Origin of the sequence: Mesorhizobium sp. LjNodule214, from assembly GCF_964252735.1 — a bacterium.
Classification (GTDB): Bacteria; Pseudomonadota; Alphaproteobacteria; order Rhizobiales; family Rhizobiaceae; genus Mesorhizobium.
On record NZ_CAXUPE020000001.1, the window covers coordinates 1,754,282 to 1,767,326 of the forward strand.

The 13,045-nt window shown below is 63.3% G+C and carries 5 protein-coding genes; 1 reads left to right on the forward strand and 4 read right to left on the reverse strand.

The annotated features are described in order from the left end of the window. Positions 1-19: 19 nt before the first annotated feature. Positions 20-388, reverse strand: a complete 369-nt coding sequence (locus tag ACSQ3Z_RS08440) for a hypothetical protein (protein ID WP_436171871.1) — start codon at positions 386-388, stop codon at positions 20-22. 76 nt (positions 389-464) lie between these two features. After that, entirely contained in the window at positions 465-9,746 is a 9,282-nt protein-coding gene (locus ACSQ3Z_RS08445) for a DUF5801 repeats-in-toxin domain-containing protein (RefSeq protein ID WP_436170840.1), read from the reverse strand. A gap of 423 nt (positions 9,747-10,169) precedes the next feature. On the opposite strand from ACSQ3Z_RS08445, the gene ACSQ3Z_RS08450 reads away from it, so the two are divergent. Continuing rightward, positions 10,170-11,060 (forward strand): transglutaminase-like cysteine peptidase, encoded by an 891-nt coding sequence (locus ACSQ3Z_RS08450; RefSeq protein ID WP_436170841.1) that lies wholly within the window; start codon positions 10,170-10,172, stop codon positions 11,058-11,060. Positions 11,061-11,084: 24 nt separating this feature from the next. On the opposite strand, the gene ACSQ3Z_RS08455 is transcribed toward ACSQ3Z_RS08450, so the two are convergent. Beyond that, entirely contained in the window at positions 11,085-11,726 is a 642-nt protein-coding gene (locus ACSQ3Z_RS08455) for a ribbon-helix-helix domain-containing protein (protein WP_436170842.1), read from the reverse strand. Then, positions 11,716-13,005 carry an HlyD family type I secretion periplasmic adaptor subunit gene (locus ACSQ3Z_RS08460; RefSeq protein ID WP_436170843.1) on the reverse strand — a complete coding sequence of 430 codons (1,290 nt, stop codon included), beginning with the start codon at positions 13,003-13,005 and terminating at the stop codon, positions 11,716-11,718. The genes ACSQ3Z_RS08455 and ACSQ3Z_RS08460 overlap by 11 nt, the downstream gene beginning before the upstream one ends. Positions 13,006-13,045 lie beyond the last annotated feature (40 nt).

A 13,045-nucleotide genomic window follows, 5' to 3' on the forward strand; every position in this document is an offset into this window, starting at 1 on the left:
GGTGTCCTGGCCTTTCCGGTCAGTTCATGTATTCGACCATGCGATCGTGAAAGCACTCGCATTTGTTGAGATAGTCTTCGTCGCGATAATTCGTCTTCAGGTAGCCATAGGCCTTGCCGCAGGCGACCTTGGCTTCCGATGCCCAGACGAAGGCCGGGCGGGCCGAATGGATCCACTCCGAGCTGTTGGCGACGGCGACCGATTCGTCCATCAGCTTGACCACCTGGGTCTTGAGATCGACGATGTTTTCGGTCAGCACCAGATTGGACGTGCCCACGACACGGCAATAATCGCCCGTCGGTCCGTCGATGATGTCGGCGGCAAAGCCCGTCGATCCGGCCAGCAACAGCGCCGCGGTGGAAACCAGTAGTCTTGCAGAACGCTTCATCATGAATGCCCCTCCATATCCCAAATATTGGACCGTGCTAATGCATAGCACGGTCCAATGGTTTAGCGCCACGCCGTTACACCAGATTTGCAGTGGTCGTGTGCGTGGTTGTTCCGTCGTCGTAAAGCAGCGTGATCGTATTGGCCGCGGGCAGGTTCTGCAGCGTCGCAACGTCGACGAAGTTGGCGCCGTTGGCCGTGCCGTCGGCATCGACGCTGAGCGTGCCCGTTCCCGCATTGTAGTTGACGAAGTCGCCGACATTGGCGCCGCCGGGGGCGGTATCGAACAGGGCCGACAGGTCGATCTTGTCGCCGTGCCCGCCAAGACCGCTGTAGTCGACAATGAGATCCTTGATGTCCAGGCCGTCGAGCTTGAACGTGTCGGCTCCCGTGCCGCCGGTCATGGTGTCCTGGCCGAGACCTCCGATGAGAAGGTCGTTGCCGTCGCCGCCGTTCAGAATATCGACTCCGGCAAACCCTTGCAGGATATCGTTGCCGCCGTTGCCGGTCAGCGTGTCGCCATTGGCCGTGCCCTGCATGGTCTCGGCATCAGCCGTGCCGGTATAGGTAACACCGTTGACCACGTGAACGTCCAGTTGTTGTGCCGGTGACGTATCGCCGTCCGCGTCTTTCACGGTGACGTTGAAGGTCAGATCGGCATTCTGGGCCGTCGTCGTGGTGCTGACCAGACCGATATCGGAGATCTTGAACCCAAGATCATTGGTATCGGAGCTCAGGTTTTGGGTTGTGGTGCTCGCCCCGCCGGCACCGATGGCGCCGTTGAGATTGATGGCTGTGCCTGTGATGCCTTCATCGGTCGGTGTGATTTGGGCGCCCACCAGCACGTAGTGCTGACCAGCAGTGTTGTAGTCATTCGATTCGATGATCAACAGGCCGTCATTGTTGTCGAGCGTTACGCTGGAGTAGATGCCCGGACCAGGGCCCGCGCCCCTGAAGATGTCGCCGTTCTCGACATACATTGCCTTGGTTGTATAGGTGCCGGCAACCGTGTCGTAGAGTTTCAGGATGACGATGAAGTCTTCGGAGTTCCCGATGCCATCGAACTTCAGGAACATCGAACCGACCTGGGCATCGGGTGCCAGGCCCGTAAATCCAGTCGGGTTCGTGGTGAAGAAGTCCATGTCAATGACTTCTCCCTTGCCCATTGTATCGCCGGCAACGCCGTTAGCTATTCCGGAGATGGACACGAATGCCGAACTCTGGGTGAGCAGTTCTCCGTTCACATAAGTAAGCGTGCTGCCGTCAATCGAACCCGATTGCAGGTTGTTGGCTCCGGTGCCAGCACCCGGTTCCGAATAGCCGGTGAACTGGATGAACAGGTTTGTATTGACCTGGGCCACCGCCACATCCGGCTGGCTGTTGTCAACCGTCGAGGATCCCGGCTCATAGCCGACGATAGAAGACGAATTGCTCACAGTGCTGATCGTTACCGCGGAGATCGGGTCGGCCAGGTCCACGGTGTAGGTTCCGGCCACCTTGTCGAAAGTGATGGTGCCCGTTTCCGCAGTCGACACTCCACCCGTGAGATAGCTGAAGCTGACATTGAAGACGGCCTCCGTTGACGTCTCGGAAGCCCAGGTTACGGTCGGCGACGTGATCGCGTTCCCGGCCACAGTGCCAGCCAATGTGATGGCGGCAAAGTCGGAATTGACGCTGCTGTACGTCGTACGTCCGTCAGCACCGATGGAGTAGTCGAACACACCGGTTCCGCTGACGGTCCCGCTGTTGGCGAAATAGAGATCCGTCTTGTCGAGAACCGTCGGGCCATCGTCGAGGAAGGTCAGATTCTGGCCGATGTTGAGCGTGGCCGCGGAACTGTCGCCGTCCTTGTCGGTGATGGTTGCCGTCAGCGTCACCAGATTGTCGGTGTTCAGGCTGATCGGTTCGTTCGGGTCCGACGTCGGATGGACGACCGCCCGCTGCTGGTCGAGCGTCACATTGCCCGAGGCATCGGTCGAGACCGTGAACACGATCGGGCCACCGATACCGGCGCGGCCGACCACCTGGCCGCTCTCCAGGCTGAGCGCGACCGCCTGGTTCGTCGCCGTGTCGACCAGCCCGGTCGACCCGGCATTGAAGCCCAGCGCATAGGTGATGGCGCCAGCGCCATCGGCGCCGAAGGCCGAGGTGAAGTTGGAAGCGAAGTTCGCCGTCGCATTCGTCGCAAGCACCGTCTCGTCGACCGTCAGCACCGGCTGTGCCGCTGCCGAGGGCGCCATCGAGGGGCCATCGTCCTTGAACACCAGGTTCCGGCCGATGTCGACCGAGGCCGACTGGCTGTCGCCGTCCTTGTCGGTGATCGTTGCCGTCACCTTGATCAGGCTGTCGGCGCCGAGGCTGACACTGTCATCAGGATTGGCGGTGTTGGGATGGACCACGGCACGGAGTTGATCGAGCGTCACATCGCCATTGGCGGTGTTGACGGTCAGCGTGAACACCAGCTCATTGCTGCCCGCCGTGCGGCCTTCGACGACATTGCCGACGAGGGCGATGTTGACCGCCTGGCCGGTTGCCGTGTCGATCAGGCCCGAAGGCCCTGCCGTCACGTTCAGCCCGTAGACCAGCGTGCCGGCGCCATCGGCGCCGAAGGCCGAGGTGAAGTTGGAAGCGAAGTTCGCCGTCGCATTCGTCGCAAGCACCGTCTCGTCGACCGTCAGCACCGGCTGTGCCGCTGCCGAGGGCGCCATCGAGGGGCCATCGTCCTTGAACACCAGGTTCCGGCCGATGTCGACCGAGGCCGACTGGCTGTCGCCGTCCTTGTCGGTGATCGTTGCCGTCACCTTGATCAGGCTGTCGGCGCCGAGGCTGACACTGTCATCGGGATTGGCGGTGTTGGGATGGACCACGGCACGGAGTTGATCGAGCGTCACATCGCCATTGGCGGTGTTGACGGTCAGCGTGAACACCAGCTCATTGCTGCCCGCCGTGCGGCCTTCGACGACATTGCCGACGAGGGCGATGTTGACCGCCTGGCCGGTTGCCGTGTCGATCAGGCCCGAAGGCCCTGCCGTCACGTTCAGCCCGTAGACCAGCGTGCCGGCGCCATCGGCGCCGAAGGCCGAGGTGAAGTTGGAAGCGAAGTTCGCCGTCGCATTCGTCGCAAGCACCGTCTCGTCGACCGTCAGCACCGGCTGTGCCGCTGCCGAGGGCGCCATCGAGGGGCCATCGTCCTTGAACACCAGGTTCCGGCCGATGTCGACCGAGGCCGACTGGCTGTCGCCGTCCTTGTCGGTGATCGTTGCCGTCACCTTGATCAGGCTGTCGGCGCCGAGGCTGACACTGTCATCGGGATTGGCGGTGTTGGGATGGACCACGGCACGGAGTTGATCGAGCGTCACATCGCCATTGGCGGTGTTGACGGTCAGCGTGAACACCAGCTCATTGCTGCCCGCCGTGCGGCCTTCGACGACATTGCCGACGAGGGCGATGTTGACCGCCTGGCCGGTTGCCGTGTCGATCAGGCCCGAAGGCCCTGCCGTCACGTTCAGCCCGTAGACCAGCGTGCCAGCGCCATCGGCGCCGAAGGCCGAGGTGAAGTTGGAAGCGAAGTTCGCCGTCGCATTCGTCGCAAGCACCGTCTCGTCGACCGTCAGCACCGGCTGTGCCGCTGCCGAGGGCGCCATCGAGGGACCATCGTCCTTGAACACCAGGTTCTGGCCGATGTCGATCGAGGCCGACTGGCTGTCGCCGTCCTTGTCGGTGATCGTTGCCGTCACCTTGATCAGGCTGTCGGCGCCGAGGCTGACACTGTCATCAGGATTGGCGGTGTTGGGATGGACCACGGCACGGAGTTGATCGAGCGTCACATCGCCATTGGCGGTGTTGACGGTCAGCGTGAACACCAGCTCATTGCTGCCCGCCGTGCGGCCTTCGACGACATTGCCGACGAGGGCGATGTTGACCGCCTGGCCGGTTGCCGTGTCGATCAGGCCCGAAGGCCCTGCCGTCACGTTCAGCCCGTAGACCAGCGTGCCAGCGCCATCGGCGCCGAAGGCCGAGGTGAAGTTGGAAGCGAAGTTCGCCGTCGCATTCGTCGCAAGCACCGTCTCGTCGACCGTCAGCACCGGCTGTGCCGCTGCCGAGGGCGCCATCGAGGGACCATCGTCCTTGAACACCAGGTTCCGGCCGATGTCGATCGAGGCCGACTGGCTGTCGCCGTCCTTGTCGGTGATCGTTGCCGTCACCTTGATCAGGCTGTCGGCGCCGAGGCTGACACTGTCATCGGGATTGGCGGTGTTGGGATGGACCACGGCACGGAGTTGATCGAGCGTCACATCGCCATTGGCGGTGTTGACGGTCAGCGTGAACACCAGCTCATTGCTGCCCGCCGTGCGGCCTTCGACGACATTGCCGACGAGGGCGATGTTGACCGCCTGGCCGGTTGCCGTGTCGATCAGGCCCGAAGGCCCTGCCGTCACGTTCAGCCCGTAGACCAGCGTGCCAGCGCCATCGGCGCCGAAGGCCGAGGTGAAGTTGGAAGCGAAGTTCGCCGTCGCATTCGTCGCAAGCACCGTCTCGTCGACCGTCAGCACCGGCTGTGCCGCTGCCGAGGGCGCCATCGAGGGACCATCGTCCTTGAACACCAGGTTCCGGCCGATGTCGACCGAGGCCGACTGGCTGTCGCCGTCCTTGTCGGTGATCGTTGCCGTCACCTTGATCAGGCTGTCGGCGCCGAGGCTGACACTGTCATCGGGATTGGCGGTGTTGGGATGGACCACGGCACGGAGTTGATCGAGCGTCACATCGCCATTGGCGGTGTTGACGGTCAGCGTGAACACCAGCTCATTGCTGCCCGCCGTGCGGCCTTCGACGACATTGCCGACGAGGGCGATGTTGACCGCCTGGCCGGTTGCCGTGTCGATCAGGCCCGAAGGCCCTGCCGTCACGTTCAGCCCGTAGACCAGCGTGCCAGCGCCATCGGCGCCGAAGGCCGAGGTGAAGTTGGAAGCGAAGTTCGCCGTCGCATTCGTCGCAAGCACCGTCTCGTCGACCGTCAGCACCGGCTGTGCCGCTGCCGAGGGCGCCGCCGTCGGGGCATCGTCATTGAAGGTGATGGTCAGCGTGCCCGGTGCCGTCGAGCCGTCGGCATCGGTGATGACGTAGCCCAGATCGACTGTTGCGTTGTTCTCGTCATTGGGACCCTGGGCCTGAAGCACGTTGTTGAGCAGCGTCACATGATAGGTGCCGGTCGCCGGGTCAGTGATCTGGACCTGGAACAGCGGGGTGCCGATGCGATCGCCGCTGGTGGTCGTCGCCGTCAGCGTGTTGTTGAGGGAGTTCCAGCTATAGGTGACGTTCTCCTGGCCGATCGTGCCGCCGGCGCCGTTCAGCGTCGCGAAGGAGAAACCATTGGCGCCGGCACCGTCGCCGCCGACACTGCCGCCCAGCGTGCCCGAGAAGCTTGCTTCGCTGCTGGCGGGGCCGTCGGCATCGCCGATATTGGCATTTATATCGCCCGTCGTGCTCGCCGGATTGCCGCCGGCAAGCGCGTCATCGTCGACAGAGGCCGCCGCGGTGCCGCTCGTCGGCGTATTGGCGTCGGTCACCACAAAGCTGATGCCAGCGGTCGCGGTATCGCCGTCGCTGTCCGTCACCGTGTAGGTCGCCGATGCCGCACCCGTGCCGGCAACCGGACTGTCGGCCGTGAACGAGTAGCTGCCGTCGGCCTTGACCTTGATGAAGCCGTCGCCGATGTCGATCGGCTGCGAGTAGTTGCTGTCAGCCGGATTGAACACCAGCGGCGTGCCGTCGATATGCGTCACCGTGGCGCCGTCGGCGCCGGCCACGAAGTCCAGTGTGCCGGTCAGCGTCGCGCCTTCGGCGACGTTCTGCGAAGCCTCCACGCTCGCCGTCGGCACATCATCGACGATGTTGACCGACAGCGTGCCGTTGACGCTCTGCGCGTCCTGGTCTGTGAGCGTAACGGTGAAGCTTTCGAACAGGCTGTTCTGACCGAGGGCATTGGCATGCGCCTCGTTGTCGACCAGCGTGTAGGTATAGCTCACCTCGCCTGTAGCAGGATTGTAGGCCGTCACCGACAGCGTGTTGCCGAGCGCCGTGCTAAAGGAGCCGGCGGTGAACACGCCGTTGGTGATGAAGGTGTGGCCGTCGATGGTCAGCGCGGCGATGCCGTCGGGCGAGGAAATAGTGAAGGTGCCCGCACCGGTTTCGGCCGTGCTTGCCGGATTGGAGCCGGGTCCGCCCGGCGTGCCGACATTCAATGCCTCTTCATCCACCGTTACGTCGCCGCCATTGGCTTCCGGCGTCAGGTCGGTGATGACGGGCGGCGTGTTGCCGATCGAGATGGTCAGCGTGGTGTGCGAGGTGTCGCCGTCGCCGTCCTTGATGGTGTAGGTGAAGACGTCGTTGACGCCGCCGGGCGTGCCGGCATCGCGCACATAGGAGTAGGTACCGTCCGCGGCGAGCGTCAGCTTGCCGTAGGTGCCCTGGACCTGCACGCCGAGCGTGGCGGCATTGTCGACATCGGCATTGGTGTTGCCGGCCGCGACGCCAACCACCGCCGCGCCATCGGCGCCCTTGGTATCGGCATTGCCGTCCGTTGCGTTGGCGTCCGCGCCATCGGTTCCGCCGGCAAGCACATTGCCTGTCGCCGGGCCGAACTGGCCGGCCGCGATGCTGTCGATGTCGGCGACCGCCGTCGGCACATCATCGACGATGTTGACCGACAGCGTGCCGTTGACGCTCTGCGCGTCCTGGTCTGTGAGCGTAACGGTGAAGCTTTCGAACAGGCTGTTCTGACCGAGGGCATTGGCATGCGCCTCGTTGTCGACCAGCGTGTAGGTATAGCTCACCTCGCCTGTAGCAGGATTGTAGGCCGTCACCGACAGCGTGTTGCCGAGCGCCGTGCTAAAGGAGCCGGCGGTGAACACGCCGTTGGTGATGAAGGTGTGGCCGTCGATGGTCAGCGCGGCGATGCCGTCGGGCGAGGAAATAGTGAAGGTGCCCGCACCGGTCTCGGCCGTGCTTGCCGGATTGGAGCCGGGTCCGCCCGGCGTGCCGACATTCAATGCCTCTTCATCCACCGTCGCGTCGCCGCCACCGGCTTCCGGCGTCAGGTCGGTGATGACGGGCGGCGTGTTGCCGATCGAGATGGTCAGCGTGGTGTGCGAAGTGTCGCCGTCGCCGTCCTTGATGGTGTAGGTGAAGACGTCGTTGACGCCGCCGGGCGTGCCGGCGTCGCGGACATAGGAGTAGGTGCCGTCGGCGGCGAGCGTCAGCTTGCCGTAGGTGCCCTGGACCTGCACGCCGAGCGTGGCGGCGTTGTCGACATCGGCATTGGTGTTGCCGGCCTCGACGCCAACCACGGCCGCGCCATCGGCACCCTTGGTGTCGGCGCCGCCATCGCCCTCGGCATCGCTGATCACATTGCCGGTGGCCGGGCCGAACTGGCCGGCCGCGATGCTGTCGATATCGGCGACCGCCGTCGGCACATCATCGACGATGTTGACCGACAGCGTGCCGTTGACGCTCTGCGCGTCCTGGTCTGTCAGCGTAACGGTGAAGCTTTCGAACAGGCTGTTCTGGCCGAGGGCATTGGCATGCGCCTCGTTGTCGTTGAGCGTGTAGGTGTAGCTCACCTCGCCTGTAGCTGGATTGTAGGCCGTCACCGACAGCGTGTTGCCGAGCGCGGTGTTGAAGGAGCCGGGGGTGAACACGCCATTGGTGATGAAGCTGTGGCCTTCGATGGTCAACGAAGCGATGCCGTCGGGCGAGGAGATGGTGAAGGTGCCGACTTGGGTGGTGCTTTCCTTCGAGCTGTCGGAGCCTGCGGATTCACCAGGCGCACGGATGGCCAGCAGGTCGTCCTCGTTGACGGTGACGTCGCCGCCACCGGCTTCCGGCGTCAGGTCGGTGATGACGGGCGGCGTGTTGCCGATCGAGATGGTCAGCGTGGTGTGCGAAGTGTCGCCGTCGCCGTCCTTGATCGTATACGTGAAGACGTCATTGACGCCGCCGGCGGTGCCGGCATCGCGCACATAGGAGTAGGATCCGTCGGCGGCGAGCGTCAGCTTCCCGTAGGTGCCCTGGATCTGCACGCCGAGCGTGGCGGCGTTGTCGACATCGGCGTTCGTGTCGCCGGCCTGGACGCCAACCACCGCCGCGCCATCCGCGCCCTTGGTATCTGCGCCGCCATCGCCCTCGGCATCGCTGATCACATTGCCGATCGCCGGGCCGAACTGGCCGGCCGCGATGCTGTCGATGTCGGCGACCGCCGTCGGCACGTCGTCGGTGATGGCGACGGCGAAAGTGGTGCTGGCCGAATCGCCATCGACATCCGTAACCGTGATGCTGAAATTGTCCGGAACCGTGTCGTTGGGGTCGAACCCGTTTGTTTGCACGGGATGGGTAACCGACTCGGTCACCGTGTAATTGTATTCGATAGCACCGGTGATCGGATCGAAGGACACGATCGTGATGTAGCCGAACTGGCCCTGGATCTGCTGGCCGACGCCGGTCACGGTGTCGCCGTTGATGACGATCGAGCCGATACCGTCCGGCGCAGTGATGTTGATCGTTCCGATGCTGGACGTTTCCGCGTCGCTCGGCGCGTCGCTACCTGGCGATTGGGCCGGACCCCCGTCCAGGCCGGTTTCGCTGGCCGCCTCGTCCGGGGCGAGCAACGACGTGGCCACCACCGAGACTTGCCTGTCGGCAATCGAGGGAAACAGCTCGCGCCGGTCCAATTGCCCAAACTGCAAGGCAGTCGGGGGCAGCAAGGCCGAAAGGTCGAACCCGTCGCCGATGCCGCCGGGGGGAACTGAGAAGTTGCCGCCGGCGCTGTTCGGGCCGTTGCCAGGTCCGGCCGAGATCGAACCGTCGGCACCGAAGGCGACGTCGACATGGCTTGCTTCCAGCGCCGCGATCAAGGCAACGCGCGGCACCTCGACATCGCCGAGGATGAAGGTTGGCACGTTCAGGGCGCCGTCCTTGATGACGATCACCGAACCGTCGGGCTGTTCAAGCACCAGATTGTGGCCGTCGACACGGATGTTGTCGATCGAGACATTAGCCGGAAGCTTCACGACGTTGCTGGCGTCGGCCACATAGTCATGCGGCTGAGCCGCCGCCGCGTTTGCCGCAGCAGGTGCGCCTTCCGCTGGTGGATTTGCCGCCGCTGCCGCGGGCACTTGCGGCTGCACGGGTGCCCCGCTGCCGACATCGACCGGAACCGGATCGGCGACTGCCGGGGCTGGCTGCCCGGTTGCTGCCTGGGCAACCTGCATCTCTGCCGATGCCGTCGTGGCGGTGTGGTCGCTGGAAGCCGAATGCTCGTTCCAAGAACCCGAAACGTTGTGCGACTCGATATTGGTGGTCATCTCTGAAACCCCTCCGGTATTTCCCGGAAAGAGACAGGGGCGGCCTCTGCTTTGCAACAGTCTCTCAATCTATTTAATATATTGGAATATACAGGCGTGCGCATTTTTTGCGCATGGTAAACTGCTGCCATATAGCCACCTATATCTTGCCCCTCGCGGATCCTTTTTGACGGTGGTCGGGCCGCGATCTCTCAGTAAATATAAGTATAAATTAAATTAGAATTTTAAATAAATTAGACAAAACCAATTTCTGGAAACTTATCTACCTTCCTTTCCAATAATTTGAGACGAGACTGGTAGCGTCCACAGTCAAAGGTGGGCGTTATGACAATAAAAAAGGCTTCTCCGGCATCAGCCCCGTTCAAGATTCTCCTGCTGGCAATCGGCCTTGCGGGCGTGCCGTGTTCATCTTTCGCGAGCCCTATGTCGGGTGATTCGGCGCCTGCTGGCGTGCCGCTCGAAAGGCTCCAGGCGCCGTTCAGCCTTGGCGGCGTATCGCTGGCGCGGCCTCAGCCTTGGCGGCCTGCCGCGCCCTACCGTGTCGGCTCCGTCTCCGGCAGCTATGCTCCTGCCGGGGCGGATGGCGCAAACACCTCTTCGATGGCAGAAGCCAATGCCGGCATCGACCCGATGCAGACCGCGGCGATCATTCCAGGCGTGTTCGGGTCGGTTGCCCTTTCGATGCGCAACTTCCCGGTCGCGGCCCGCTGGGCGCCTGTCTACAAGGCGATCGTCGGCTGTTCGGCGGGCAGTGCATGCGAGCGCAAGAGCACGGCGTTCGTCGCGACGGTCGACGCGGCCAAGGACAAGGGGTTCAGCGACAAGCTGGCCTTCGTCAACACCAGCATCAACCGCCTGATCGCTTACCGGAAAGACAGCGCCGTCTACGGCAAGCTCGATTATTGGGCAAAACCTTCGGAAATCCTCGAGCGGCGCGCCGGCGACTGCGAGGATTTCGCCATCCTCAAGATGACGGCGCTGCTACAGGCCGGCATTCCGGCGCAGAGCATGTCGCTCGTTGTCCTTCAGGACCGCAAAAGGAAGTTCTTTCACGCCGTGCTGTCGGTGAGCACGGCCAGCGGCGCCTTCATCCTCGACAGTCTTGGCAACGCCGTCAGGCGCGACAGCGATCTCCCCGACTATGTGCCGCTCTACTCCTTCAGCATGGATCGGTCCTGGATCCATGGTTCCAGAACTGGTGGCGCCGAGATGGCCGACATCACGGGTGGTTTCACGACGGTCGCTCCCGGCGAAGGCTTGCAGCCGGATATGGCTTTTGCGGACACGTTTTCGGCCCGCCTCGGCCCGCAGTGAGCGGCGCACTTTTCCTGGAATTGCCTAGCCGTTGAAGACGAACGCCATCAGCAATTCCGGTTCGGCCACCGGTGCGCGCACCGCGCTCAGCTGACCCCGGTAGCGGCGCTCGCCGGCGCCGATGACGAAGCCGGTCGCGACCGGCGTTTCGCCGTTGGTCTCGAGCCGCGCGAATATGTCGGCCACATTGAGGTCCAGCGCCAGCTTGAGGTCGGGCCGCGCATCGTCATTTGGTGCTGTTGGCAACTGCCGCTTGACCAGCTGCTGGAACGGCGCGTTGAAGCTCAGGATCTTCTTCGACGACGACAGCGCGAAGGCCGGCGACGGACAGGCGACCAGTATGGCGTTGATGGTCCGGATCGAAGCGAGCTTTCGCAGCGCCAGGTTTTCTTCCGCCAGGCCGCGCATGCAGGCGACGCGGATCGCCGACGTCAGGTTCCCCTGATCGGCATGGCTTTCGGCGATCTCGTCGACCAGCATGCCAATCGTGCATTTGCGGCTTTCGGCCATCTGCTTGAGCGACACCCAGAAGGCGCGTTCCAGGCGAATGCCGCGGCGTATGCCGCCGCGTGCGACGACCCGGAATTCCGGGCCGAAATCATCGGCCGCAAGCGGCAGGAGCGGCCGCTCGCCTTGGATGGCGGGACGGGCGGCGCTATCGCTCACTCATGGCCTCCTGGCGTGCTTTGTTGATCGGCTTCAACAGGTAGTTCAGGATTGTCTTGCGCCCGGTCTTGATGTCGACCGAGCAGATCATGCCCGGAATGATCGAATAGGCCTTGCCGTCCCTTTCCAGCGTCGACGTGTCCGTCGCAACGCGCACCTGGTAGTAGGGTTCGCCCGTCTTCTGGTCGACCAGGCTGTCTGCGGTGATGTTCGAGACCTTGCCTTCGATGCCGCCGAAGATCGAGAAGTCGTAGGCGGTGACCTTGATCAGCGCGTCCTGGTTCTCACGAATGAAGGCGACATCGCGTGGCGAAACCCGCGCTTCGACCAAAAGGGTCTCGGAAGTGGGCACGATGCCGGCGACCACCGCGCCGGGCTGCACGAAGGCCCCGACCGTGTTCAGCTCCATCGTGTTGACGATGCCGTCCACCGGCGAGCGGATGTCTGTGCGCGCCACCTTGTCGGTGGCACCGCGAATGGTTTCGTCCACCACCGAAAGCTCGGCCAATGCCTGGGTCAGGTCGTCCAGCGCTTCCTGCTGCAGCTGGAGACCGAGTTCGTCGACCTGCAGCTGCGCTTCGGTGATTGCCGCCTTGGCCTTCTTTATGGTCTCGCCGGCGAGGTTCAGCTGGCCGTTGAGTTCAGCCTGCTCCCGGTCGACACGGATCTGCTCGGTCCTGGCCATCAGGCCTTTTTTGACCATCGCTTCGACCAGTTTTGCCTCCTGGTCGCTGATGGCAAGGTTCTTTGACAGGCGGTCGGCGTTGGCGGTTGCTTCGTTCAGCTCCTTCTCGCGCTGGTCGAGGCGCGATTTGAGCACCGACAGCTTGTTGTCGAAATTCCCGCGCCGGGCGATGAGCAGTTTCTGCTCGTTGTCGCAGATTTCCGGGGCGACCGACTGGATCTCAGCCGGACACGGAAAGGGGCCGGAAAGGGTGCCGGCCTGCTCGAATTTGAGCCTCGCGATGCGCACCTGTAGCGCGCGCGCCTTGGCCTGCTGCTCGCCGAGGCTGGAGGTGTTGACCGTGTTGTCGAGCCGGATGATGAGGTCGTTCTTCTTGACGATCTGGCCGATCTTCACCGCGATTTCCTGAACCACGCCGGCCTCGCTGGCCTGGATGATCTGGGTCTTGGATGCGGGTATGACCTTGCCGTCGCCGCGCGCGATCTCATCGACTTCGGCGAAAGACGCCCAGCCGACGAACGAGACGAACAGCGCCCCGATGATGAATATGGACGCCGACGCAAACAGCGGTGGGCGGTCTTCCCTTGCAAGCATTTCCCACGTCCCATTATATTGAAATGGTTCAATATAATCC